The organism is Actinomadura sp. NPDC049753 (assembly GCF_040674655.1).
GTDB lineage: Bacteria > Actinomycetota > Actinomycetes > Streptosporangiales > Streptosporangiaceae > Spirillospora > Spirillospora verrucosospora.
The window spans coordinates 39,661-63,197 of record NZ_JBFARL010000001.1; the positions used below are offsets into that span (position 1 = coordinate 39,661).

Sequence of the window (23,537 nt, forward strand, 5' to 3'; positions counted from 1 at the left end):
CGCCGAGCCGAGCGTAATCGCGCGAGCACGCATCGATGAGCGGAGTTGCCGGTTGTGGCCGGGAAGGGGCACGTCCGGGACAGGGCGCGGACCCTTGCCTGACGTGCCCGCCCCGATCACGGGATCCTGCGGAGCTTCACCTCGTCGACCTGGATCCACTCGCCGCCGTTGCCGACTCCCCAGAGCCCGGCGAAGACGGTGGCCTGGGTCTGGGTCGTCGTGCGGAAGACCGATGTGAGCTGGACGTAGTCCTTCTTGATCGGCCCGAAGTGCACCTCGCCAGGCGGCGGCCACGTCCCGGCGAGCCGGGCGCCGAAGAACCCGGTGTTGACCTTGTCGGAGGTGCGGAGCCAGCCGGTGAGCTCGTAGTGGGCGTTGGGCGACACCGGCACCGTCTGCAGGATCGCGTTCCAGTTGGAGGCGGTGGAGAATACGAACGCGTTGTTCCTGCCGGTGAGCATGTTGTTCAGACCGACGTCGACGCCCTTCCAGTCGGGGCCCTCGGTGAACCAGGGGGAGGAGACCGGCGGACGCGGGTCGCCGTTGAGCGGCCGGTCGAACTCGAAGCCGCCGTTGAACAGGTCCTCGACCTGCAGGTCCCACGTCGGGTAGTTGCCGTCGAAGCGGTGCAGGGGTGCGCCCGACAGGTCGACGCTGGAGACCGTCTGGAACGCGCCGAGGGTGAACGAGCGGGTCACCGCCTGTACACGGTCCATGTTCCAGTTGTCGAAGACGCCGAACGGGTCGTTGACAACCTCCAGGCGCAGCCCGCTGACTTCGTCGGCGACCACCCCGTGGCTGTCCAGGCAGATCCGGACTGGACTGATCTCGCCGCCACCCCAGTTCTTTCCGCGGTTGACGTTCTCGATGCGGAACGCCGGCTTGTTCCGCAGCACGACGGTTATCGCCAGGTTGGAGTCGCCGAGCCAGTTGTCGCCGCGGAGGTCGTCGGCGCCGGTCTTGAACGTCAGGAGGATGTCCTCTCTGGCCCCGGGGGCGCAGAAGTGCTCCTCCAAAGGCTCGGCGGCCGCCGGTCCCGCGCCGAGTAGCGTCCCAGCGAGAGCCGCCGCGCCCGCCAAGGCCGCGAGGGCCCTCTTCCTCGTTCTCATGTCTCTCCCATCTCGCTTGTGCCGTCCGGCGCACGCACGGGCGCCGCCCCGCCATTGCAGCGGCCCCATGACCAGCGGTGGAACCCCCGCGGGGATAACCGAACAAGTCCGAACAGGCCCGTCGACAAAAGCCGACCGGAGGGGACTTGGAGACCGAAAGGAACCGTAGGGAGCATCGGGTCAAGCGCCGGCCTGGTGGACTCACGCGAGGCATCTCGACACCATCCCGCCCGCATGCTCGACGGGGCGGATCGGCCTACGGCCGGAACGACCCGTTCGGTCGGCTGTTCCTGCAGACCCTGGCGATGGTCGCCCCTAGGTCACCTGCGCACCCGCGAGGGCATGGCAACGCGCGAGGTCGGCGTACGCCGCGACCCAGTGCTCGGCGGTGCGGCACACAGCCGGGCGATGGGCCTGCGGGTCCGCGGCATCCGCCGGGCCGCCCGCACCGTCTGCGATGAGGCGGGCAGCGGCCCCCGGCTCGGATGCTATGCAGTGGGCAGCAGGTCGGCCACCTTGATCCCGTAGTCGCGGGCGGCCTTGTCCACCCTCCGTCGGAACGGGTCGCCCTGCAGCTCGCCCGAGACGACCATCCCAGCCCGCATCAGCAGGATCGGTCTGCGCTGCCGTGTCGGCGGCGCCTAGTAGGCGGGCCGGTTGACTGCGCGGCGAGCCGGCGTCGTGCGCCGAGGCGATTCTGCCCGGCACTCGGCCGAGCAGGGCCACCAGGCGGGCGCACCTCCAGCTCACCTGACGCCCCACTGTTAATGCGAACGATTTCGCGTTACCCTGTGACGTGACCCACAGGAAGGGGCGCCGGATGAACGCGAAGCCGCGCGCGGCGGGGGCCGTGCGGCCCGGTGGCCGGACGGCGCGCACCCGTGCGGCGGTGTTGGCCGCGGCCCGGTATGAACTGGAGGCCGGCGGGTACGCCGGGCTCACCCTGGAGAAGGTGGCCGAGCGTTCGGGCGTGCACCTGGCCACCCTGTACCGGCGATGGCGGACGGTCGAGGGACTCGTCGTCGACCTGCTGGACGAAATGGGCAAGACCGAGATCCCGATACCCGACACCGGCTCGCTGAAGGACGACCTCCGGGCGCTCGCCCTGGACATCGCCGCCCTCTACCGGCAGCCCAGGACCCGGGCACTCGTCGAGGGCGTCGTGGCCGCCGCCGTCCGGTCCCCCGAAGCGTCCACCGCCTGGGCGACGGTGATCGCCGAACGCAACCGCCTGGCCTCCCGGATCGTCGAACGGGCCGTGGGACGCGGCGAACTGCCCCCGGGAACCGACGGCATCGCCATCACCAGCGCCGTCGGCGCCCCCATCTACTACCGCATGCTCATCACCCGCGGACCGGTGGACGACCAGGTCGCCGAGAGCGCCGCCGCAGCCGCCTACGCCGCCGCCCTCAGCGGCGCCTTCACCCCCGCCCGATCCCCCGGCCCTCCATAGGCCGCGGCGCACACCCGCCACACCAGCGAAAGGACCCGCACAATGTGCCAGGACATCGAGTTCATCTCGGCCGGGACGACCGAGGCACGCAAGAGCTTCGACGCCGACCGGCTCGCCTGGTTCAACGGCGAGGCACCGGCGGAGAGGCAGCGCCGATTCGTCGTCCAGGCCTCGCACGAGATGCGCACACCGCTTGCCGCGCTGCGACTGGAGTTGGAAGAAGCCCTCACCAACAGGGATGTCGCCGACCCCTTCGCGGCGTTGAAGGAAGCGTTGCAGAGCGTCGAGCGCTTGGAGAACACGGTCATCGCCCTGCTCTGGTCGCTCCAAAAGGACGCTTCGGAGCGCCCTTAGGCTGCAGGCATCCCACCCGGACACCTATACCGACACCCACTCGCCCGCAACATCGCGCATTCCACGCGCGCTTGGACGACGGTCTCGGCAACCTTGAAGATCCTCCACCACCCGCAGACCGAGAAGTCGCTCCAGCAGGCAAGTCGGCACGCCACAGCCCGCGCTTCGTCAGCGACAACGTCCTCCGGAAGTAGTCCATCCAGAGGGCGAATATCTCGATCTCCGACCAGCGCTACACTCAGAAGATCATTCAGTCGGCGAGCTGGCAGGTGTGTTCGCCAATGACCAGGCGGCCGTGTACACCGGTCAGATCTGCCCGCCATTTCCGACCACCACCACGGCACCAGCCGTCCCCGCAACCGCCGATCCCCGAACTGCGAACCGCCGTGATGACCACGGCTCATCAAGTCCGGTCGCCTCCGCACACCCGCCATCACCCAGGCGGACCGCGAACACTTCCCCGGTCCTCACGCCCGAGCGAGAAGCGACCGGGCCTTCACCGCCGTTGCCCCCGCCCTGCCAGGGCAGCTGGGCCGAGGGCTACGGCGGTGCCCCAGCGCGTCGTCCTCACGCCTCCAGGAGCGAGCCGAGCCGCTGGAACAGTTGCGGCACCTGCTTGCCGAGCTGCGCACGGACCAGGTGCTCCGCCATCCTCGGCACGCCGTCGAGCTCCAGCAGGAACTCCACGCGACAGCCGGCACCAGACGCGTGCACGGCGTACCTCTGCGTCACAGCGGGTCTGGTACCGGCGACGGTCTGGATCGCGATGAGCTCGCCGGGAACGTACTCGGTGACGGTAAGGGACAGCTCGGTACGGCGGCCCATCACCTTGCGCACCTGGGCCACGGCCGCGCCCTCACGTACCGGGCCGTTCACTTGAGCCTCCAGGACGTCCTGCTGCCAGGCCGGATAGCGCTCCAGATCGGCCAGGACGGTGAAAACGGCCGACGCGGGGTACGGGAAGTCGGCGTTGTGCTCAACGATGATCACGACTTGCTCCTGAGCAGCTGTGCGGTGAAGGGGTTGAGTTCGATGGGGGCGTCCTCACCGATCACGACGGTGCCGCCGATATTGGTGAGGTGGCCGCCGATCACGGCGTTGGGTTCGAAGGCGAACGTCATGCCGGGCGCCAGCGGCAGCTCGCCGCCCATGGTCGGCAGGTCGAACAGCCGACCGTAGTTCGCCGCCTCGGGCATCCTCCGCAGGCCTTCGCCGAAGCCGCAGACCGGGCCCATCGGGTTGAGCGTGTGGACCAGCGGGTGGATGTTCCAGGCGTCGGCTTCCAGCAGCGGCGCCCGCATGGCGTCCGCCAGGTCGCCGAAGGTGTTGCCCGGACGGGCCGCGGCCAGTCCCGCCTCGTAGCTGGCACGGGCCACCGTCGCGGCGGCCTCGATGTCGGGGTGCGGGTCACCGACGGCGATGGCGACCTGGTGCTGGGTCTCCTTCATGCCGAAGCGGCAGAACACCTCGGCCATGATGACGTCGCCGTCCTCGATGACACGGGGCGCCTGCGGCCGGTAGGACCAGGCCGGAGGACCCCAGGAGATGAAGCCGGGCCCGGTGGACAGCAGCATGCCGGGGGCGGCCAGGCCGCGCCGGTAGGCCGCCGCCATGCCGGCCGCGTACACGTCCGCCTCGGTGGCGCCCGGCCGGGCGACCTCCAGCATGGCCTCCGCCATCGCGTCGCCGGTCTCGGCCGAATGCCGGACGACCGCGAGCTCCTCCTCGGACTGGCAGATGGTGGCGAACAGGTAGCTCAGCCCGACCGGCTTGAAGGCGACCTCGGGCAGTTCGGCCAGCACCTGGTTCCACAGCCCGTGCGGCATGATCGGATTGATGTGGAACGGCGGGTAGGGGTCCAGGCCCAGCACGCCGACGGCCGCGCCGTCCAGGCCGTGCTCGCGCAGGACCTCCACGACGCCCGCCGCGTGCTTGGCGACGCGGATGCGCTCCGGGGGGATCCACAGCTCGTCGCCCCGCTTGGTCGCCTCGATGTGGTCGGCGACCGCAAGGGTGGACCAGGTCAGCTCGACGGGGTCGGCGTCGCGGCAGAAGACCACGATCGCGCCAGGCCGGTCGTTGGTGAAGTACGCGTCGGGCGCGAACGGAGCCAGGTCGGCGCACTCGTGCTCGCCGTAGGCGATGAGCGCCTCGACGCCCTCGGCCTCCATGATGTCGCGGGCGAGTTGCCAGCGGCGGTCCCGCTCCGCCAGTGAATAAGAAGGAATGTCCATGCCGCTAACGCTAGAAACGCACGCGGCCGGGCCGCCTCCGTCACATGACGGTAGTCGCTGGCCCTGCGCGACCGAGTGCTTAGGTCATCGTGAACCTGGCCAGTTCGGCACGGGAGGCGATGCCGAGCTTGGGGAACGCCTTGTAAAGGTGGTAGGCGACCGTGCGCGGGCTGAGGAACAGCTGCGTGCCGATCTCCCGGTTGGACGCGCCGCCCGCGGCCAGCCGGACCACATTGAGCTCCTGCGGGGTGAGCGCCGTCAGCGGATCCCGGCCGCGGCTCCGGCCGGAGAGCGAGGCGCCGGTGGCGCGCAGTTCTGCCGCGGCGCGCTCCGACCATCGATCGGCGCCGAGCCGGGCGAAGGCGTCCATGGCGGCGTTCAGATGCGCACGGGCCTCGGCGCGGCGCTGATGGCGGCGAAGCCATTCACCGTAGAGCAGCTGCGTGCGGGCCTGCTGGAAGGGATGATCGCTCTCCTGGTGCAAGGCGAGGGCGCGCTCGTACGCCGCGGCGTCGCCGGTCATCAGCGCCCGGCAGCGCTCGAGCACAGCCCACGCCCACGGCGGCTTGCTGGCCCTTACCCAGGCGGCGAAGTCGTCGAACATCTTCTCCGCACGCCCCGCGGAACCTGACCGTACGGCCGCCTCGACGTAGTCGGGGTAGGCGAACCGCCAGACGAACGCGTGCCGCGCGGGTCCGGCCGCGATCGCGTCCATGCGGTCCAGCACCGACGCGTAGCGGCCCGCTCCCAGGTCCAGCATGATGAGAGCGTAGATCGCCCATCCGGCGCCCGTCATCCACGTGTCCGCGTCCAGCGCCTCGGCCGCCAGCTCGCGGCACTCCTCCTCCGCTCCGGCTGCGGCGGCGAGCCAGGCGGAGACGCCGGTGAGGTAGTTGTGCCAGTGCGGCTGGTCGATGTCGGCGGCGATGTGGAGTCCCTCGCTCACGCCGGCCCGCGCGGACTGATGGCGCCCGGCGAGTATCTCGGCCGCAATCTGCAGCATGATGGCCTGCGGCAGCCGCCCGACCCTCCCCGCCCGCCGGCAATCGGCCACCAGGGCACTCGCGTCCCGCAGCATCGTGTGCACGTCACCATGGACGAGACCGAGGCTGGCGGCCATCACCCGCAGCTCGAACGGGATCAACGACTGGTGGCCCAGCACGGACGGCACGATGACGGCGGCGATGTCGTCCCCGCCCATCAGGCGGATCACCGCCTCGTTGAACTCGTGCAGGACGCTCAGCCGTCCCTCGACGAGCGGGGTCAGGGACGCGGTGCGGCGGGCGAGCGCGACCTGATCCGGATGCGGCCTGCTGCTCCACGTGTACACGCAAGCGAGGCACAGCATCGACAGCACCGCCTCCGGGTCGCCGGTTCCGAGGGCTTCGACCCCGTCGTGGATCAGCCGGGTGGCCTCCAGCGGCCGTCCCGCCTGGAAGGCCAGCACGGCCCGCACCCGGGCCAGTTCGGCCGCCACCCGCGGTTCCGCGGCCGCCGGCGAGGCGCGGCGGGTGAGGTCCTCCGCCCGCTGCCAGAGTCCGGCGTCCAGCGCGGCGGCCGCCGCCGCGGCCCAACGCCGAGCCTGCGCCGCAGGATCGGCTGAAAGCCGGGCCGCCCGCTCGTAGCCCGCCGAGGCCGCCGCCTGGCCGCCGCGGCCCGCGGCGCGAAGGGCGGTCTCCTCCAGCGCGCCGGCCACTTCCTCGTCGGGCCCCGTGGCGACCGCCGCCAGATGCCAGGCGCGGCGGTCCAGGTCGGTGACGGCCGCCAGCGCCCGATGGGCGGCCACGCGCTGGGCCACGTCCGCCGCCAGCCGCGCCGCCGTGCGGACCAGAGGGTGCCGGAAGTCCACGCCCGCCGCGGTGACCCGGACCAGCTCCGCGCGTTCGGCGGCGGCGAAGTCGGTGAGCGCCACGCCCAAACAGGCCAGGGCACGGTGCAGGACGTCGAGGTCGCCGCTGTCGTCCAGCGCCGCCACCAGCAGGCAGGACCGGGAGGCGGCGGGAAGCTCCTGCACCCTGGCGCGGAAGCCCGCCAGCACCCGGCCGGAGATCGGTTCGGCGCCGCCGAGGGAGAAGACCAGCGGCGCGAGGGCTCCTGCCCGCTGCTCGTGCGTGAGCGTGCGCGGCAACTCCAGCAGCGCCAGCGGATTGCCCTGCGCCTCGGCGACGATCAGCTCCCGCACGGCCAGTGCCAGGTCCCCGGCCTGCTCGGCCAGCAGGCTAGCCGCCGCCTCCGGGTCCAACCCGGTCAGCCGCAGCTCCGGCTGGCCCGGAGCCGCGAAGGCGGTGCGGCCATCGCGGGCCGCGAAGACCACGATGATGGGTTCGGCGTGCAGACGCCGGGCCGCGAACAGGAGTGCGTCCGCCGACTCCCGGTCCAGCCACTGGGCGTCGTCGACCAGGCACACCAGCGGCCGGTCGGACGCCAGCTCGGTGAGCAGGCTCAAAGTGGCGAGCCGGATGAGGTAATGGTCACCGAACGCTGCGCGACCGAGCCCCAGCGCGCTCGTCAGGGCGTCCGCCTGTTGCGCGGGCAACGCCTTGATGCGGTCCTGCATCGGGCGCAGCAGCAGGTGCAGGGCGGCGAACGGCAACTCCGACTCCGACTCCACCCCGCTCACCCGCAGGACCCGCGCAGGGGCGGTGGCCGCGGCATAGTCCAGCAGGGCTGTCTTTCCCGCTCCGGCCTCGCCGCGAAGAACGAGCACACCCGTGCGGCCGGCGATGAGCCGATCGATCGTCGCCTGTTCCACCTCGCGGCCATGTAGCACGTTCCAAGTCTGCCGCACCGCGACGGCCGGGAGGCGAGCTGGTCGTCACGTTTCATCCGAGGCCGGACGAGAAAGGCGAGGGCGCCGCCCGCACCGCGTCAAAGTCGCGCACGTGAGCACCGTCAAACCACACCCAGGCCCTGATCCGCCTCGCCCGGCACCGCATCAGCGTGCTGTTCGCACGGCTCCGCGCACCCTCTAACAGTCCCGAACGGCCGCGGCGGTTAGCTGAGCTGCGGGTCCGGCCTGAGCACCACGCGGTCGGCCGCGGGATCGAACCCAAGGACCGGGTTTCCGTAGTCGCCTTCGGCCCTCATGATCACCGGCTTGCGCAGCCGACGGCCCATGACGGTCAAAAGCCGGCACAGGACGTCCACTCCTTCCTGGCCCTGCAGTTCGCGAAGGTCGACATCGAAGTCGATCTCCTCGGCGGACCTCGGACGGAAAATCACCAGCACCCTCGGGACCGGCCAGACCCGCAGGACAGCCGTCTCAGCATCGACGGGGCGTGCCAGCACGTCCGCAGCGGGAGGCAACGGCTCAGCAGCACCGCCCACCGAGTACTCCCACGACCAATCACTCAACCGGACCAGATCGAACAGCGCCTGCCAGTCCTCCACCGAGGTGGCCGCCACGGACACATCCGGCAGAGCACCCATCAAGTCAGGATCAAAGAAGTTCCTGACGTCATCCCACAACAGATCCGGCACCCCACCATGCTGCCCACCAAGTTCCCCGAACGCAGCCCGATTCCCTTGACGAACCACATAGAGGCGCCCCCGGGGGGCGATGCCGGCCCCGCACTGCCGGCACCTATCGGGCCCACGGGCACGCGAGGGTCAACCCCCGGCCAAGGCTCCCCTGGTCCCGCGGCTCGCACCGGCCCGCGGGTAGGCGTACCCCGTCAGCCTCCCGCACGACCAGCGCAGAAAGGGGCACCGACGATGCACATCCGGCGCCCCATCGCGCCCATGGCGGTGGCGAGCATCGAGACCATTCCCGGCGAGGACGGGTGCCCGGGCGGATGCCGATACGAACCCAAGTTCGACGGGTTCCGCTGCGTTGCCCGGGTGGGAGAGGACGGCGACGTCCAGCTCTGGTCACGCCGTCTCAAGCGGCTGGACGAGGCCTTCCCGAGATCGAGCTCGCACTGTTCGACGTTGTGCCGCCCGGGACGGTGGTGGACGGCGAGATCGTCCGCTGGGGCCGGGACGGGTGGCTGGACTTCGCGGCCCTCCAGCGCCGCCACGTCGCCGGCCATCGACGCGCCGCGCTTGCGGCGTCCGAGCCGTGCCACTACGTGGTGTGGGACGTGCTGGAGACCGCGGGCGTCGACTACCGTCCCGCGCCGCTGTGGCTGCGCCGCGAGGTTCTAGAGCAACTCCCAGCAGGCCTGCCCGGGACTTCCCGGGTGGTGCTGTGCCCGCAGATGCGGGATGTGGGCTTTTCTAAGCGCTCTTGTTCGATTGACCCTGTGACCTGCGGGTTGACGTCATGGACATGTTCATGACGTAGCGAGCTCGCGAAAACGCAACGTCGTCTCTAGGACCGCGGTCCGGTTGTTCATCTCGGCGGTCTCGAGGATGAGTTCGGCGTGGAGGGTCGCGGAGATCTCGTCGTGCGTCGCTGGGCCGAACTCGATTCGAGTGATGTCGACGGGGTTGTGGGTGGCGACCATGTAGATCGACCCATCGATGTAGCGCTCTTCGGGGTTCACTGGAAACGTGAACATGCGGCCGCTGAGCTCGGAGAGGTCCGCCGCCGGGAGGCTGATGCAGTCGAGTCGGAACTCTGTCTTAACGAGCTCGGGCCCTGCTTGCCCGGGCCGGAAGGTCTCCGGCGCATATTCGTCGTCCGCGGAGAAGGGCTCCAGGGGGATGTCGATGCTCCAGGTCCCGGCGCCAGGAGAGTCGGGGTCACTCGGGGAGTAGGTGATGGTGCCGGGTTCGAGGTTGAGAAACTCGTCGGTGAAGTCGATCACGGGATGAGTGTGCCTTAATGTCCGATGTGTTCGGCCAGTTTGGCCTCCAGGTCAGCGATACGTTTGTCGAGGAAACGGTTGTTGGATCGGGCGGCCTGGAGCTTCTCCCCCAGGGTGCGGTTGTCCTCAGTGAGTTGGTGGATGCGCTGCTTGAGCGTGCCGTTCTCGGTCGCGATGCGTTGGACGGAGCGTTCTGTGGCTTCGCTGGCAGTGTTTCGAAGTCCCGGCCCACTTCGCTCGCCTGGCGGCTCGCTCCGTGACCGGGCCTGGGCGAACGCTGCTGTGGCGCTCCGGGATGTGGTCAGCGCGCTGCAGCGGTATGACCTGGCCCCGCCGGGCCGGACGACGAACCACAACCTTATGGAAACCTCATGAGCTGCGGTGCCTCAGAATGGACGTGCGGAGCTGGGTGTTCCGGGTGCCCGGGACAGTGGGGCGTGGCTGATGAGGTCTTGCCGTTGGGTGGCTTCTCAGGAGTCGTCGCCCCGGGACGAATCAATGAAGTCGCGTCTCATTGATCATGGGGCAGGTTGTGGATGTCTCGGCCGTGAGCGTTGGCGGGCTCGGATCGGGATCGCTTTGGCGATGTGGTGGATTCACGCTCTCGGAGCGTCGATCGGGTTGCTGCCGAATCGGTCGGAGAGCGCGACGACCCGTTCCAGGTGGGCGAAGGCGCCCTCCGGATGCCGGTGGGCCTCATCGAGGAAGCTGCTTCGCATGCCTGTTGCAAAGTCCAGCCGCGGATAGGCCGTCAAGATGTCGGCGAGATCATCAGAGGCGAGCCCTTCCCAGCCGAGTCCGGCGACGTCGACGGCCGCCCCCGCCTGGACCAACCGGAACACGGGCACCTGCTCGGCCATGAGGTTGGTGTGTCGCAGGATCGCTTCCTCGACCACGTGGATGCGCTCGAGGTCCCATCCGCGCCCTTCGAGGAAGTGGCATGCGAGATCGGCGCCGACGCGTGCGAACTCGCGCTCGCCGGCGTAGGTGTCGGTGAGGCCGAGATCGTGGATCATCGCAGCGACGAAGGCCGCCTCGTGGTCGACTTCGGGGTCGACCACGAGGCACCGGCCGAAGAGGTACGTGCGGTAACTGTGATTGAGCAGGTAAGGGGGTGCGGCCTCGGCGGCGAGGTCGGCGGCTGCCCGAGTTGTGGGCGTTCGAGGGATCGTGGGGATCATCGGTTGGTCCGTTCGTCAGGAATTGAACGATCACCATCGTCGGCGTCGCGACCCGTGTCCGCAAGGACGCGGATATGTCAGATCCGGACACGGCTGGGTCGGCGGGCCATGTCCGGATGTGACATGCTCTTGTCATTGCGGACGTACTCGGTGATCCAGCAGAGTTGGTGACATGACCCCTCACCTCGTCGTGATCACCGTGTTCGACGGCGTCGAGCTTCTCGACGTCGCCGGACCGCTCGAGGTGTTCTCCACCGCTGATCGCCTGCTGCATGAGGACGTCCCCGGCTACAGAACACTGGTCGCCGGCCCCCAGCCCGGACTCGTTCGCTGTGCCGGGGGTACCTCGATCGCAGCCGACGTCTCATGGAAGGAACTGCCTCGCGAGATCGGGACTCTCGTCGTGCCGGGTGGCCTGGTGCTGGATGAGAGCGGGGTGAAGGCGCTGGAGGCAGAGCCGCTTGTCCAGTGGCTGGCCACCCCCGCCACTCATGGAACGTCTCGAATAGTCTCGGTCTGCGCGGGTGCGCACATGCTGGCCGCCGCCGGATTGCTCGACGGGCGGCGGGCGACGACGCACTGGGCGACGGCGGGTCAGCTCGCCGCCGACCATCCCGAGGTGACCGTCGAGCCCGACGCGATCTACGTGCGTGACGAGCACGTCTGGACCTCAGCGGGCGTGTCCACGGGAATGGACCTCGCGCTCGCCCTGGTCGCCCACGACCACCATGCCGAGTTGGCCCGTCGTGTCGCCCGGTGGCTCGTCATGTATATGCGGCGACCGGGTGGTCAGAGCCAGTTCAGCGAGCTTCTGGCCTACCCATCGGCCACCGATGCCCAGATCGCCCGCCTGCAGGCATGGATTCCGGACCATCTCACCGAGGACCTGTCCAACGACGCGCTCGCGCGCCGGACCAACCTCAGCGTCCGGCACTTCTCGCGCCTCTTCCGTCAGCAGGTCGGGGTGACGCCTGCACAGTATGTGGAGTCGGTCCGTGTTGACGCCGCCGCGCGGCGACTCCTCCACACCGACAACGGGCTCAGGGCCATCGCGAACGCGGTCGGGCTCGGCTCGCTCGAGACGCTCCACCGGCTGTTCAAGCAACGCTTCGGCGTCACACCTGCGGATTATCGGGAGCGGTTCACCACCCGAAGAGCATGACCGAACTGTGACCTCGGCCGGCCGCGCCGGGCCGACCGGTCGATGAACTGCCCGAGCGTTGCAGGCTGCAGCGGGCCGCACTCACCGGAGGCCACCAAGCACGTGGCGCCGACTTCCGCGGTCTGGGTAATTCGCCCGATCTTTCCCGAGTACTACGGCGCCCCCAAACGGGGATACGCGCGGACGGGCAGGGCCGCTTGCGCGGTCCTGCCCGTCGGTGGTCTGCTGCTGGTGCGCGTTGTCAGAGCGCGCGGATTTGCGCGGTGGCCTCGCCGCGCTCGCCGACGAGACCGGCTCGTCGTAGCAGCTTCAGCCAGTCGTCGTACTCCACCAACTCCTCGTCGATCCGCGTAAGGCGTGCGTATTCCGGAGTGGCCAACCGCTCCAGGAAGAACGCCTCCAGCCCGGGCGCGAGCCGCTCGAAGCGCTCCGCGTCGACCCACTCCCAGTGCTCGTCCGGGATACCGAGGATGCCGCGGCCCGCGCGGTCCAGGAAGACCGGTGTGTCGCCGATCAACCCGACGCAGAACAGCTTCTCCGGGGACAGATCCAGCGGGGAGTCGACCACCGGCCCGCAATAGAACTGATGCTCCTCGGCCTCCTCCAAGCCGAAGAGCTGCACGGACGGCCCGCAACTCACACCGTCCAGCACCCGGCAGAAGTCCAGGAACTCCCGGGGCACCCCCTCGGCCTCCGCGGCGGCCGCCGTCTCCTCATCGACGGTCCCGCCGAGCGTGAACCGAAGCAGGTCCGTGCTCTCCGCCAGCGCCGCACGCAGGGCGTCCACCGTTTCGATCAGACGCGACGATCCCGGGCTCGCGCTAGTCATCCGGCCACCCGCCAGTTCTTGACGTCCTCGGCGGCGTTGTCGCCATAGACCTGAATGTTCGCACGCATGGTGTGGCCTCTTCTTCGGTGTCGTCCGGGTCGTTGATCAAACCCGCACTGGCTGATTGTTGAGCTCTGATGGTCGAGACCCTGGCAGGGCGACCGTACTGCCGATGCAGGGCCGCTGGGCCGAAGTCCGGAGCACGCGGTGGTCACGCAAGCGCCGCAGGCTCACTCTCGTAACGGACCGATGTTCATCGTTCGTTCGTCGTCGCAGCGTGTGCCCGTCGCCCCTGCCCAAGACCCGGCCCTCCCCTCGGCGAGAGCGGCGACGCCGCCTCGCTCGTCGACGACGTCGGCGAGCACTTCGGGGATCGTCTCGACGAACTTAGCTCCCTCGCCCGGATCAGCTGGCCATGCACCATGGGGAGCATGTCCAACGACCACCGGCTGCGAACCACCTTCGACAATGCGGCCGCCCTCTACCAAGGCGCGCGCCCCGACTACCCGGCCGAGCTGTTCTGCGACCTGGTCGCGATCACAGGGGTCGAACCGCCGGCGCACCTGCTCGAAGTCGGATGCGGGCCGGGGAAGGCCACGCTGCCGCTGGCACAGATGGGCTTCCGGATCACCGCGGTCGAACTCGGCGACGCCCTGGCGGCGCAGGCACGGCACAACCTCGCCGACTTCCCCGAAGCCTCGGTGGTCACCTCGTCCTTCGAGGACTGGGAGCCGCCGACCGGCGTCCGCTTCGATCTCGTCTACGCGGCCACCGCCTGGAAATGGGTGGACCCGGAAGTGAAGTACGCCAAGGCCGCCGCCCTCCTCCCCCAGAGCGGCCACTTGGCCGTCTGGGGCGCCGGGCACGCCTTCCCCACGGGCTTCGACCCGTTCTTCACCGAGATCCAGCACGTCTACGACGAGCTCGGCGAAGGCGACGGCGGCTCCTGGCCGCCACCACCACCCGAGGACCAGCCAGACCCGACCGCCACCGAGTTCGAGGCGTCCGGCCACTTCGCGGTCGCCGCGACACGCCGCTACCTCTGGACCCGGCACTACACCGCAGACCAATACATCGCGCTGCTCGACACCTTCTCCGGCCACATCGCCATGGAGCCCGCCAAACGCGAACACCTCTACCAGGAGATACGCCGCCGCCTCGCCCTCCGCCCGGACCGACGGCTGACCCGGCATTGGTCAGCCGTCCTCACGATCGGCCGACGCCTCGACGATTGAAGGAGCCGCCGCTGACCCAGATCTCGGGCTTAGTCGGGCCCTGACCTAATACATATTCTCCGGGAGCGGACCCGGCCCACGCTTATAGGCTGGCGGGCGTGAGAAACAGAATCTTGCCGGCCCTCATGATTCTGCTGGCGGGCGCCTCAGCGTGTGGCAGCGAGCAGCAACCCACACGATCGGCGGCTTCTCCGGCGTCGCCATCGTCGAGTTCCCCTCAATCGATAGCCGAGTTCTGTGGACACTTGAACTCCTTCAGTACAGCCGCCGGCCCCGCGTTCGAAATGACGGCGTCCGGGCTTATGAACAAAGATCACAAGCCATCGCGCGAGGCCTTGACCAGTGCCGTTCTCCTCATGCAGCAGTCAGGCTCGCAACTGGTGGCCAAGGTGCCAGAGCAGGTACGCGATGATTTGACGATCGTCCTCAACGCCGCGGCCAAGGCGGCGAAGAAGCTGGCGTCCGGCACACCACCCGACAAAGCGGTAGCCGGGTTGATGAGCGACAAGGTTTCGGCGGCGCGTAAAACAGTCACCGACTACCGAGGGCCGTGCTGACGACTACCACCAGCGGAGAGGCGGTCACGACCAGCCGACACCGGGCCTGATCGAATCCTCGGCCGCGAACGTGTCCAACGAGGTGTGTTGTGTCCATGTGGACGCCTCGCTGAACGCCTCTTCGACCAGCTGATCAAGTCCCGGCTCGGGAGGCTCGGCGAACGCAGGGCGGAGACCGGCAGCATCTCGGCCGACGTCCCCGTCCGGGGCGGTGGGACCGTAAGGAGCTGCGGGGCGGCGATCCATCACCCGGGAGGCGTAGCCGTACAGGCTCGACGGCGACGCCGTGTACCGCCTGATCGACCAGGCGGACAGCTCCGGCCGACCAAAGTCGGTATCGCGTTGCCTTCTTTTGGAGGCTGTGGGCACCCCGGGCACGGCGGGAGCCTGGGATCATGAGCGAATCGAAGGTTCCCCTTGCGGCGGGCTCGTACGTCGGTTCCCCGGCCGAGGAGCTCGCCGGGCGCAAGCGAGGTCACCGGATCGCCGCGGGGGTGGACCAGCGGGTGCTGTTCTCGCGGACCGGCCGGCTGGAGCTCCATCCCGACCGCCTCGTGATCGGCGGCTGGAATGGTGGGTCCGATCTCGTGCTGCGGCCGGAGGAGGTGAGGTCGGTGGCCAATGAGTACACCGACCTGTACGGACGGTTCGTCGGCGGGCTGCTGAACTCGGGCAGGCCGCTCATCGTGGAAACGGTCACGGCCGGCGAGATCTACCTGATGGTGGATCACAAGACGTTCCTGGAGACCACCGCCAACCGCAAGTGGGCCCGCCTGCTGAAGAGCTGGCTGGTGTCGGGCGATGGCTGAGCCGGGCATGGGAAGAAGGTGGCGGACGGCCAAGCCGGTATGGGCCGTGACGGCTCTGCTGACAGTCTCCTTGAGCGTCCCGGCGGTCGGCGCGTCGGTCATGACGGGTGGGGCAGACCCGGTGGTGCAGACCGATCTGGGTCCGGTGCGCGGAGTCGTGACAGGACGCATGGAGCGTTATCAGGGCATTCCCTACGCCCAGCCGCCGACCGGGTCCAGGCGCTGGCGCCCGCCGGTCCGTCCTCGTCCCTGGACGGCCGTACGGGACGCGAGCAAGCCCGGGCCGGCATGCGCGCAGCTGGACGAGACCGGTGGCGTCGCGGCGCATTCCTCCGAGGACTGTCTCTACCTCAACGTCACCGGCCCCCGCCGGAACCGTTCTGAGCGCCGGCCGGTCGTGGTGTACCTGCACGGCGGAGCGTTCAGCTCGGGTTCGGGCAGCGACTTCGACGCCCGCCGCATGGCCGCCACTGGCGACGTTGTGGTGGTCACCGTCAACTCCCGGCTCGGCGTGTTCGGGTTCTTCGGCCATCCCCGGATGGCCGGATCGGGCACCTACGCTCTGGCCGACCAGCGGGCCGCGTTGCGCTGGGTACGGGCCAACGCGCAGGCGTTCGGCGGCGATCCGGGGAACGTCACGCTGATGGGAGAGTCCTCGGGCGGGGCGAGCGTCTGCGCCCAACTGGTCTCGCCTCCGGCGGGCGGGCTCTTCCACCGCGCGATCATCCAGAGCGGATCATGCTTGCAGAACTGGCCCAAGAACGTGATGGCCCCTGGGCTCGACGCCATCTCCTATTGGGCGCCCCGAACGGCCGTGCAGGCTCGGGGGGCCGCCGCCGCGGCGGGGCTGGGCTGCGCGGGCCCGGACGGACCGGCATGCCTGCGCCGGACGGACACCGAGAAGCTCCTGGCGTTGAACGGCCAGTTCGTCACGCCGGCGTTCGGGACCCGGGCGCTGCCCACCGACCCGGTCAAGGCACTGCGGACCGGCGCCTTCCACCGGGTACCGGTGATGCAGGGCAACACCCGAGACGAACACCGGCTGTTCGGGAGCCTTTTCGAGGCGGCGAAGCCCATCGATGACGCCCGTTACCGGGCTCTGCTGGCGACGTCCTTCGGAGAGCGCATGGCCCGTCGCGTCTACGTTCGGTATCCGCCCCGGGCGTACTCCGGCCAGTCGGGTTCCCCGGCCGCGCTCGCGTGGGCCGCTGTCGGCACCGATGTCGGATGGGTGTGCCCGACCCTCGCCGCCGACCGGCTTCTGGCCCGGCACGTACCCGTCTTCAGTTTCGAGTTCGCCGAGCCGAACGTCCCAGACTTCCTCGGCATCTTCCCCAAGGGCTACCCGCCCGGCGCCTTTCACGGCTCGGAGCTCCCCTTGCTCTTCGACATCGAGGGCACGTCCGTGCCGCTCGACTCCGCGCAGCGGAACCTGTCCGAATCGATGATCACGTATTGGGCCGCGTTCGCCGCCCAGGGCGATCCGAACAGGGCGGGACTGCCCCGCTGGCCGAGGTTCCCGGCCACCCAGTCGCTGGACTCCGCGCGCGGCGGGATCTCCCAGACCGATATGGCCGCCGGTCATCAATGCCGCTTCTGGGCGTCACGGACATGAGGATTCCACGATGGTCGGCGTATGGGGCGCGTCGGGCCGAGCCGGATCGTGGCCCGGCCGCCGAAACGCCGGCAGGGTCGGTGCCGGCCCCCATGGTCGACGCCGTCGCCGTCACCGTCGCGGTGGTGATCGGCGCGCTGAACCTCTGGCCTCGTTACGCGCGGGGAGCGGACACGTTCGCCAACGCCGACCTGGCGGCCGGGCTCGCCTGCTGCTCGGCCTTGGTGATGCGCCGCCGCCGGCCGGTCGGGCTGGCGCTGGTCGTCACGGCGGTCTCGGCCGTGTCCCTGGCGGCGGGCGGCGCGGCGTTCGTGGCGACGCTGTCGGGTGCCGTGCGGCGGCCCTGGCCCGTGGCGACGGGGATCGGCGCGCTCGGCGTGCTGACCGGGATGATCGCCGTGGCGCTGCATCCCCCTCCCGAGCTGCCTTACGCGGCGAGCGTTGCGATCATCGCCCTGCTGACCGCCGCGACGGTCGGCTGGGGGCAGGCGATCCGCGCGCGACGCCAGCTCCTGGCCTCCCTCGCCGAGCGGGCCCGCCGCGCCGAGAGCGACCGGCACCTCCGAGAGGTCGAGGCCAGGCGGCTGGAACGGGTACGGATCGCCCGCGAGATGCACGACGTGCTCGCCCATCGCATGTCCCTGCTCAGCGTGCACGCCGGCGCGCTGGAGTTCCGCCCGGACGCTTCACCGGAGGAGATATCGCGCGCCGCCGGGGTGATCCGCAGCGGCGTCCACCAGATGCTCGTCGACCTGCGCGAAGTGATCGGGCTGCTGCGCGAGGACCCGGTCGACGGCGCGGACGCCCCGCCGCCCTCGCTCGCCGGCGTGGCCGGGCTCGTCGAGGAGTCGCGGCGCGCGGGCGCACAGGTCACATTGGACATGGACGTCGGGAACGTGGATGCGGTGCCCACCCTGGCCGGACGCACCGCCTACCGGGTCGTCCAGGAGGGATTGACGAACGCGCGCAAGCACGCGCCGGGCATGCCGGTCACCGTCACCGTGCGGGGCGAGGCCGGGCACGGCCTGGAGGTCCAGGTCCGCCAGCCGCTGCCCGGCCCCGATCGCGGGAGCCCGGCGATCCCGGGGACCGGCACCGGCCTGACCGGGCTGTCCGAGCGTGCCACACTGGCCGGCGGGCGGCTGGAGCATGGCCCGGTGTCGGACGCCCATCTGCTGCGCGCGTGGCTCCCATGGGAGGCGTGATGCCGGAACCGATCAGGGTGTTGCTGGTCGACGACGAATGGCTGGTGCGGGCGGGCCTGGCCACCATGCTCGGCGGCGTCGAGGGGATCGAGATCGCCGGCGAGGCCGCCGACGGTGCCGCGGTGCCCGCCGCGGTGCGCGCCACCCGTGCCGACGTCGTCCTCATGGACATCCGGATGCCGGGGACCGACGGCCTGACGGCGACCCGCCTGCTGCGCGCCGCCGAGGGCGCCCCCGAGGTCATCGTCCTGACCACCTTCGACACCGACGAGCACGTTCTGCGCGCCCTGCGCGCGGGCGCCGGAGGGTTCCTGCTCAAGGACACCCCACCGACCGACATCGTGACGGCGATCCGCCGGGTGGCCGCCGGCGAGCCCATGCTCTCCCCGTCGGTCACCCGCAAGCTCATCACCCATGTCACCGGCCGGGACCACCAGACCCGCACGGCCGCCCGCACCCGGCTCGCCTTCCTCACCGACAGCGAGCGCCGGGTGGCAGAGGCCGTCGGCCGCGGGCTGTCCAACGCCGAAGCCGCCGCCGAGCTGTACATGAGCGTCACCACCGTCAAGTCGTACGTGTCACGCATCATGCGCAAGCTCGATCTGAACAACCGCGTCCAGATCGCCCTGCTCGTCCACGATGCCGAGTGAGCGTCGCAGTCTCACCGCGCTCGGAGCACCGCCCCACCAGCAGGCGTCGAGCCGTGCCCAGACGAACCCGCCACGGCTGCCGCTGAGCGGCCGGGCCGGTGCCACGAACCCAGCACCCGGCAGGTCGGGCTGTCTGTTGATCGGACGACCCCGGCCTCATGCGCATGGGTAGTGCGATGAGTTCGTTCGTGGACGGCCCCGATCCCGAGCTCAACAACAGGCCTCGACCGCCTGAGCCGCGCCAGACACCTGCCCTGCTGGGGGGCTAGCGCAGCCACCGCAAAGCTGCGTCAGCGGAATCCTCGGGGCTGCTGTTGAAGGCGATGGCTGCGTCGGGCGCGTGCTGCCGGACTAGGTTGACCACCTTCTCGAAGAATTCGAGCAACGGCTCGTGCTTGCGGATGCCGCCCCCGATCACCACGCAGACGTAGGCGCTGCGAGTCAGCGCCTCCACGATCGCTCCTTCGGGGTTCTCGTCGAGTGCCACTAGGCACAAGTCGGCCTCGATACCATGATCGTCAAAACGGGCCTGACCGCGTTCTACCGCCGCCTGGACCGGCTCCGGATCCCAACCCTGGATCTTGGCGGGATCGAGACCGATCACCAGTACTCGCGCCACTGTCACGCGTCCTCCTTCTCACGAAACGTTTCCACGCCAGCGCGGTGGTCGAAGGAGCTTGGGTCCATCAGCAGTGTCGATCTCCTCCAGGGGGCGCCACGTTATCCCGATCTTGCCACGCGCGAGACCACGCCGCTTAACCAGTAGTCCACACATGGGCTGGCACCAGGTGGGGCCAAAACCCGTCCGTAAGTGCGGCCACTTCTCGCGCCTGAAATCGCTTCGCAGCGCCTACGAACCGCTGATGCGTCGTGTCCGTGTTGCCGAGCTCGAAGACCCGCCCGCAGGCGCGGACCGAGCGCGGGCCGTCTACGAAACGAATCGATCGCTGTACGGCCTTGCAGGCCGGGGGTTCCGGGACGGGAATGACCTTGAGGTCCGTTTTGGGCAGGAGCTCGGAGACGGCGCCGCAGGCGGTTCCACCGTCCGTGGGCGGCAGCCCTAGGGGGCCCAGAGGCGATCGCGAACTAGGAGGAATGCAGTGGAAAGATCCTGATCGGTAAGTACGAAGGGTCGATCTACGAGGAAGGTGACGGCTGGACGGGTGCCATCTCGCTCGGCTTCGCTTCGAGCGGCAAGCGCAAGCGGCTCAAGAGGAAGGCTCGACGGACCCACCGGCAAGCTTTCAACGCGGCCCCTGTAAGGAGTCCACTCGATCCTCAAGCGCTCGATCCGGCATGCGCAGGCCCGGGGCAAGATCGCGCGAAACGTGGCGGAACTCGTCACGACGCCTCGCGGGAGGGCCGGGCGGCCGAGCAAGTCGCTCACGCTCGCCCAGGCCAACGCCGTCCTGGACGAGGCCGAGTCGTCCCCGCTACACACGTGGCGCTGAGCCTGATGGTCGGCATCCGCACCGAAGAGGCACGCGCTCTGCAATGGGCGCATGTCATCGCCTGGGACGAGGGGAAGAGAGGTTCCGGTCGGTGAGCGAAGCCGGCTTCGATCACGACAGGTTCGCCCTGTACGTGTGGCGCTCCGTGCGGACCCACGGCGACACCAAAACCAAGAAGTCCCGCCGCACCCTCGAGCTGCCCGCACAGGCGGCGGACGCCCTGCGCAGGAGTGACAGGGGGGCGCCGCTGGAGACGATCGCCGACCTGGTCGGGCACGCCGGGACGGCCGTGACCGAGAAGGTCTACCGGCACCAGCTGAGGCCGGTCATCACCAAGGGCGCCGAGACCATGAACACGGTCTTCGGTCAGAGCGAGTCCGCGTAAGTCTGGGAGCGGTTGCTCCCCCGTTTGGCTCCCGGAGGGGCCTCAAGATCGAAAAAGGCCTCGGAATGATCTCCGAGACCTAATCTGACCTGCTACAACGGGGTGGGCGATACTGGGTTCGAACCAGTGGCCTCTTCGGTGTGAACACGATCAATCAAGGCCGGCCCAAGCGACTTCTCGACATCACCGCAGGTCAAGTGACCTCCTTCGGCACACCACAGCGCAGCTCAGGGAAGATCAGGCCCGCTGCGCTCTCCCATAAACAGCGCGCTGCTTCCATCGATGGCCCGTGACCCACCGTGGCCGACCGCCCAGAGGGCTCACGCGACAGCCCACCGAGCCGACGCTGCTCGATGGGCACCCAGCGGTGTCAGGTAGACCAGCGATTTCCGTCCGGCACGGCGGAGGCTCAATAGCCGCTGGACGTTCGGAGCAATGGGGGCGGTCCGAACGCCGACGCCGGACGCGACCTTCCCGAGAGCGGCTTCGGTGAACGGGCTCACCCGACAGCGCGGCCCGGAAGGCACTCCCCCGGTGGGCGCAATGGCGGAAGCGCGGGGCCGCCCAGCCCGGCGCCGGCCGTCGCAGATACCAGGAGGAAATCGCGGAAGCTGATCCGGTTAGCGATCTGGGACGCCAGGAGGACAGTTTTCTTCGGAGGCGAAGCTGCTTACTCAGCCGATACCTTTACATTGTAGATCAAAATAATCCGGGGTCCGGCCCTCGCCGTCAGCCGCCGTTCGACTGTTGCTGCGCTCACCCAGGACGAGCACTCTGACGGAACAGCGCGGCATCGGCTCAGGCGGGTCGGAGCCGGCCGACGCTCCCACGGAGTAGGCGCCTGAGCGGGCACACGACCCCGCTCAGGCGCGATGACCCGCGGCGCGGCATTGGGCAGGACCTGATCCCCACACCCTCACGGTGATGGTGGCGGTCAGTGTCCCGCTGTGGCGCGCAGGGCGGAGGCGAAGGTGCGCAGCGCCCTGCGAGCGGCCGGCTCGGACGGGCGTGATTGCAGGACGACGCTACGGGCGGGCAGCGGGGGGAGGCCGAGTGATTCGCCCATGTCCATGGTGCCGGGTGGGGCCACGCGCGGGCTGAGCGCCGCCACGGCCAAGCCTGCTGCCGCGGCCGCACCGATGGTCGCGATGCCGCCGCCCACGAACACCTCTTGCCAGGCGATGCCCGCTTCGTTCAGCGCGGTCACCGCCATCTCGTGCACATGGCATGACTCGGCCTGCAGGGCGAGGCGCAGAGGCTCGCCGGAGCGGTGTTCGAAGTCGGATGAGGCCATCCAGCCGAAGGGCTCCTCCATCAGGACTTCACCGTCGGTGCGGCGGCCCTCGTGGCGCAGCACGATGGCTGCGTCCAGCGCACCGCTGTCGAACAGGTCAAGGAGCTCCCATGAGCTGGCGATTCTCACCTCCAGCGTCAGGTCTGGCTCTGCTCGCCCCATCTGGCGCAGGAGGTGGGGCAGTTCGGCGCCGACGACGTGGTGGCTCATGCCGATCGACAGGCGTTGCCGCTGGACGCCGAACGAGCCCAGCGCGCCCGCGTGGGCGGCCAGCAGTTCACGTGCGGGGCCGAGGAAGGCGGCGCCGTCTTGCGACAGGCGGACCAGGCGGGGCGTACGGTCCAGCAGGCGGCGGCCCAAGGCGTCCTCCAGCCGCTTGATCTTCAGGCTCACGGCGGACTGCGTGGAGTCCATCGCCTCCGCCGCGCGCGTGAAGCTCTTCATCTCAGCGGTCAGCACGAAGGCCTGCACAGCGTCCAGGGCGAGCATCTTCATCGTCACACCGAATCATTGGGATACTTAATGACTGAAATATCCTAAGATGACTTTTATGAATGATCAAGTGGTGGCTACGCTGCGAACCGTCCCGAGGAACGGAGCCAGACCATGCCCTTGGTCCAAGTGTCGTTGCGGCGCGGCAAGTCCGCCGAGTACCACCAAGCACTCTTCGACGGCGTCTACCACGCCATGCGTGAGACCTTCGACGTGCCGGAAGACGACCGCTTCATGACGATCACCGAGCACGACAGCAGCACCTTCAGCGTCAGCCCCACCTACTACGGTGTCGAACGGAGCGACGAGGTGGTCATCATCCGGATCACCGCCAGCAACACGCGCGACCTCGCCCAGAAGCAGGCGCTCTACCTGCGCATCGTCGACCTCTTGCAGGCGAACCCCGGCGTGCGCCCCGAAGACGTGTTCATCAATCTTGTGGAGGTACTGCCGGAGAACTGGTCGTTCGGCAATGGCATCGCGCAGTACGCGGTGCAGCAGGGCTGAGGGGAACGGTTCGCTTTTCCGATGACATGTGATGGCGCCTTCGCCGATCGGGGACAGTTTGGTGCCCAGGCGGGTCTCATACGCACCTTGCGGTGGCGTCAGCGCGTCACCGACAGGTCCTCGTGGCTCGCGATGGCGCCCACCACGAATCCGGCTGCCGCGCCTGCGACGGCCGCGACGACGGCGGGCCAGGGACTGGGGAGCACGATCAGGAGCTTGGTCGGCCCATCCGAGGCAGCCAGGACTGGACCACCGCCCAGGAGT

At 69.3% G+C, this 23,537-nt stretch carries 24 protein-coding genes; 14 read left to right on the forward strand and 10 right to left on the reverse strand.

Annotated elements, in window-relative coordinates; translation table 11 throughout:
* Positions 1-116: 116 nt before the first annotated feature.
* Positions 117-1,109 (reverse strand): hypothetical protein, encoded by a 993-nt coding sequence (locus AB0K37_RS00215; RefSeq protein ID WP_363972389.1) that lies wholly within the window; start codon positions 1,107-1,109, stop codon positions 117-119.
* Between the two features lie 820 nt (positions 1,110-1,929).
* Between AB0K37_RS00215 and AB0K37_RS00220 the strand changes: the two genes are divergently transcribed.
* Entirely contained in the window at positions 1,930-2,562 is a 633-nt protein-coding gene (locus tag AB0K37_RS00220) for a TetR/AcrR family transcriptional regulator (protein ID WP_363972392.1), read from the forward strand.
* A 42-nt stretch (positions 2,563-2,604) separates the two neighbouring features.
* The gene (locus tag AB0K37_RS00225; RefSeq protein ID WP_363972395.1) at positions 2,605-2,916 is read left to right on the forward strand and encodes a histidine kinase dimerization/phospho-acceptor domain-containing protein; all 312 of its coding nucleotides are present in this window, start codon (positions 2,605-2,607) and stop codon (positions 2,914-2,916) included.
* Positions 2,917-3,483: 567 nt separating this feature from the next.
* On the opposite strand, the gene AB0K37_RS00230 is transcribed toward AB0K37_RS00225, so the two are convergent.
* The 4 genes from AB0K37_RS00230 to AB0K37_RS00245 form a co-directional block, all read right to left on the reverse strand.
* Positions 3,484-3,906 carry an SRPBCC family protein gene (locus tag AB0K37_RS00230; RefSeq protein WP_363972398.1) on the reverse strand — a complete coding sequence of 141 codons (423 nt, stop codon included), beginning with the start codon at positions 3,904-3,906 and terminating at the stop codon, positions 3,484-3,486.
* The gene (locus tag AB0K37_RS00235; protein WP_363972401.1) at positions 3,903-5,150 is read right to left on the reverse strand and encodes a M24 family metallopeptidase; all 1,248 of its coding nucleotides are present in this window, start codon (positions 5,148-5,150) and stop codon (positions 3,903-3,905) included. Before AB0K37_RS00235 ends, AB0K37_RS00230 begins: the two co-directional genes overlap by 4 nt.
* Positions 5,151-5,229: 79 nt before the next feature.
* Positions 5,230-7,902, reverse strand: coding sequence for a LuxR C-terminal-related transcriptional regulator (locus AB0K37_RS00240; RefSeq protein ID WP_363972404.1), 2,673 nt, complete (start codon positions 7,900-7,902; stop codon positions 5,230-5,232).
* A gap of 242 nt (positions 7,903-8,144) precedes the next feature.
* On the reverse strand, positions 8,145-8,630 hold the full coding sequence (locus AB0K37_RS00245; protein ID WP_363972407.1) for a hypothetical protein: 486 nt from the start codon (positions 8,628-8,630) through the stop codon (positions 8,145-8,147).
* A 452-nt stretch (positions 8,631-9,082) separates the two neighbouring features.
* On the opposite strand from AB0K37_RS00245, the gene AB0K37_RS00250 reads away from it, so the two are divergent.
* Complete coding sequence (locus AB0K37_RS00250) at positions 9,083-9,430, forward strand: hypothetical protein (RefSeq protein ID WP_363972410.1); 348 nt, start codon at positions 9,083-9,085, stop codon at positions 9,428-9,430.
* Here the strand turns inward: AB0K37_RS00250 and AB0K37_RS00255 are convergent.
* On the reverse strand, positions 9,425-9,901 hold the full coding sequence (locus AB0K37_RS00255) for a hypothetical protein (protein WP_363972413.1): 477 nt from the start codon (positions 9,899-9,901) through the stop codon (positions 9,425-9,427). The two genes, AB0K37_RS00250 and AB0K37_RS00255, sit on opposite strands and share 6 nt — an antisense overlap.
* Positions 9,902-9,918: 17 nt before the next feature.
* Here AB0K37_RS00255 and AB0K37_RS00260 point away from each other — a divergent pair, with 17 nt between their 5' ends.
* Positions 9,919-10,161, forward strand: coding sequence for a hypothetical protein (locus tag AB0K37_RS00260; RefSeq protein ID WP_363972416.1), 243 nt, complete (start codon positions 9,919-9,921; stop codon positions 10,159-10,161).
* A 336-nt stretch (positions 10,162-10,497) separates the two neighbouring features.
* Here the strand turns inward: AB0K37_RS00260 and AB0K37_RS00265 are convergent, their stop codons facing one another.
* Positions 10,498-11,082 carry an HD domain-containing protein gene (locus AB0K37_RS00265; RefSeq protein ID WP_363972419.1) on the reverse strand — a complete coding sequence of 195 codons (585 nt, stop codon included), beginning with the start codon at positions 11,080-11,082 and terminating at the stop codon, positions 10,498-10,500.
* 172 nt (positions 11,083-11,254) lie between these two features.
* Between AB0K37_RS00265 and AB0K37_RS00270 the strand changes: the two genes are divergently transcribed.
* On the forward strand, positions 11,255-12,244 hold the full coding sequence (locus tag AB0K37_RS00270) for a DJ-1/PfpI family protein (RefSeq protein WP_363972422.1): 990 nt from the start codon (positions 11,255-11,257) through the stop codon (positions 12,242-12,244).
* A gap of 241 nt (positions 12,245-12,485) precedes the next feature.
* Here the strand turns inward: AB0K37_RS00270 and AB0K37_RS00275 are convergent, their stop codons facing one another.
* Entirely contained in the window at positions 12,486-13,031 is a 546-nt protein-coding gene (locus AB0K37_RS00275) for a hypothetical protein (protein ID WP_363972425.1), read from the reverse strand.
* 473 nt (positions 13,032-13,504) lie between these two features.
* On the opposite strand from AB0K37_RS00275, the gene AB0K37_RS00280 reads away from it, so the two are divergent.
* From AB0K37_RS00280 to AB0K37_RS00305, 6 genes are all read left to right on the forward strand, one after another.
* A complete protein-coding gene (locus AB0K37_RS00280) occupies positions 13,505-14,308 on the forward strand; it encodes a class I SAM-dependent methyltransferase (RefSeq protein WP_363972428.1) in 804 nt (267 codons plus the stop codon).
* Between the two features lie 245 nt (positions 14,309-14,553).
* Complete coding sequence (locus tag AB0K37_RS00285; protein WP_363972431.1) at positions 14,554-14,865, forward strand: hypothetical protein; 312 nt, start codon at positions 14,554-14,556, stop codon at positions 14,863-14,865.
* A 395-nt stretch (positions 14,866-15,260) separates the two neighbouring features.
* Entirely contained in the window at positions 15,261-15,674 is a 414-nt protein-coding gene (locus AB0K37_RS00290) for a hypothetical protein (protein ID WP_363972434.1), read from the forward strand.
* A 100-nt stretch (positions 15,675-15,774) separates the two neighbouring features.
* Positions 15,775-17,289 (forward strand): carboxylesterase family protein, encoded by a 1,515-nt coding sequence (locus AB0K37_RS00295; RefSeq protein WP_363972437.1) that lies wholly within the window; start codon positions 15,775-15,777, stop codon positions 17,287-17,289.
* Positions 17,290-17,381: 92 nt separating this feature from the next.
* Positions 17,382-18,494: a histidine kinase gene (locus AB0K37_RS00300; RefSeq protein ID WP_363972440.1), complete on the forward strand. Its 1,113-nt coding sequence runs from the start codon at positions 17,382-17,384 to the stop codon at positions 18,492-18,494.
* Entirely contained in the window at positions 18,494-19,144 is a 651-nt protein-coding gene (locus tag AB0K37_RS00305) for a response regulator transcription factor (RefSeq protein ID WP_363972443.1), read from the forward strand. The genes AB0K37_RS00300 and AB0K37_RS00305 overlap by 1 nt, the downstream gene beginning before the upstream one ends.
* Positions 19,145-19,409: 265 nt before the next feature.
* Here AB0K37_RS00305 and AB0K37_RS00310 read toward each other — a convergent pair whose 3' ends face one another.
* Positions 19,410-19,769, reverse strand: coding sequence for a hypothetical protein (locus AB0K37_RS00310; protein WP_363972446.1), 360 nt, complete (start codon positions 19,767-19,769; stop codon positions 19,410-19,412).
* A gap of 703 nt (positions 19,770-20,472) precedes the next feature.
* On the opposite strand from AB0K37_RS00310, the gene AB0K37_RS00315 reads away from it, so the two are divergent.
* Positions 20,473-20,595 (forward strand): hypothetical protein, encoded by a 123-nt coding sequence (locus AB0K37_RS00315; RefSeq protein WP_363972449.1) that lies wholly within the window; start codon positions 20,473-20,475, stop codon positions 20,593-20,595.
* Between the two features lie 91 nt (positions 20,596-20,686).
* Positions 20,687-20,980, forward strand: a complete 294-nt coding sequence (locus AB0K37_RS00320; RefSeq protein WP_363972452.1) for a hypothetical protein — start codon at positions 20,687-20,689, stop codon at positions 20,978-20,980.
* Between the two features lie 934 nt (positions 20,981-21,914).
* On the opposite strand, the gene AB0K37_RS00325 is transcribed toward AB0K37_RS00320, so the two are convergent.
* Positions 21,915-22,769, reverse strand: coding sequence for a LysR substrate-binding domain-containing protein (locus tag AB0K37_RS00325; RefSeq protein ID WP_363972455.1), 855 nt, complete (start codon positions 22,767-22,769; stop codon positions 21,915-21,917).
* A 111-nt stretch (positions 22,770-22,880) separates the two neighbouring features.
* On the opposite strand from AB0K37_RS00325, the gene AB0K37_RS00330 reads away from it, so the two are divergent.
* Positions 22,881-23,273: a tautomerase family protein gene (locus tag AB0K37_RS00330; RefSeq protein WP_363972458.1), complete on the forward strand. Its 393-nt coding sequence runs from the start codon at positions 22,881-22,883 to the stop codon at positions 23,271-23,273.
* Positions 23,274-23,537 lie beyond the last annotated feature (264 nt).

Coding starts and splice junctions, on each gene's coding strand:
- AB0K37_RS00215 (WP_363972389.1), bottom strand. CDS start 1,109: ATGAGAACGAGGAAGAGGGCCCTCGCGGCCTTGGCGGGCGCGGCGGCT.
- AB0K37_RS00220 (WP_363972392.1), top strand. CDS start 1,930: ATGAACGCGAAGCCGCGCGCGGCGGGGGCCGTGCGGCCCGGTGGCCGG.
- AB0K37_RS00225 (WP_363972395.1), top strand. CDS start 2,605: ATGTGCCAGGACATCGAGTTCATCTCGGCCGGGACGACCGAGGCACGC.
- AB0K37_RS00235 (WP_363972401.1), bottom strand. CDS start 5,150: ATGGACATTCCTTCTTATTCACTGGCGGAGCGGGACCGCCGCTGGCAA.
- AB0K37_RS00260 (WP_363972416.1), top strand. CDS start 9,919: ATGTCCGATGTGTTCGGCCAGTTTGGCCTCCAGGTCAGCGATACGTTT.
- AB0K37_RS00265 (WP_363972419.1), bottom strand. CDS start 11,082: ATGATCCCCACGATCCCTCGAACGCCCACAACTCGGGCAGCCGCCGAC.
- AB0K37_RS00270 (WP_363972422.1), top strand. CDS start 11,255: ATGACCCCTCACCTCGTCGTGATCACCGTGTTCGACGGCGTCGAGCTT.
- AB0K37_RS00280 (WP_363972428.1), top strand. CDS start 13,505: ATGTCCAACGACCACCGGCTGCGAACCACCTTCGACAATGCGGCCGCC.
- AB0K37_RS00290 (WP_363972434.1), top strand. CDS start 15,261: ATGAGCGAATCGAAGGTTCCCCTTGCGGCGGGCTCGTACGTCGGTTCC.
- AB0K37_RS00295 (WP_363972437.1), top strand. CDS start 15,775: ATGACGGGTGGGGCAGACCCGGTGGTGCAGACCGATCTGGGTCCGGTG.
- AB0K37_RS00300 (WP_363972440.1), top strand. CDS start 17,382: ATGGTCGACGCCGTCGCCGTCACCGTCGCGGTGGTGATCGGCGCGCTG.
- AB0K37_RS00305 (WP_363972443.1), top strand. CDS start 18,494: ATGCCGGAACCGATCAGGGTGTTGCTGGTCGACGACGAATGGCTGGTG.
- AB0K37_RS00325 (WP_363972455.1), bottom strand. CDS start 22,769: ATGAAGATGCTCGCCCTGGACGCTGTGCAGGCCTTCGTGCTGACCGCT.
- AB0K37_RS00330 (WP_363972458.1), top strand. CDS start 22,881: ATGCCCTTGGTCCAAGTGTCGTTGCGGCGCGGCAAGTCCGCCGAGTAC.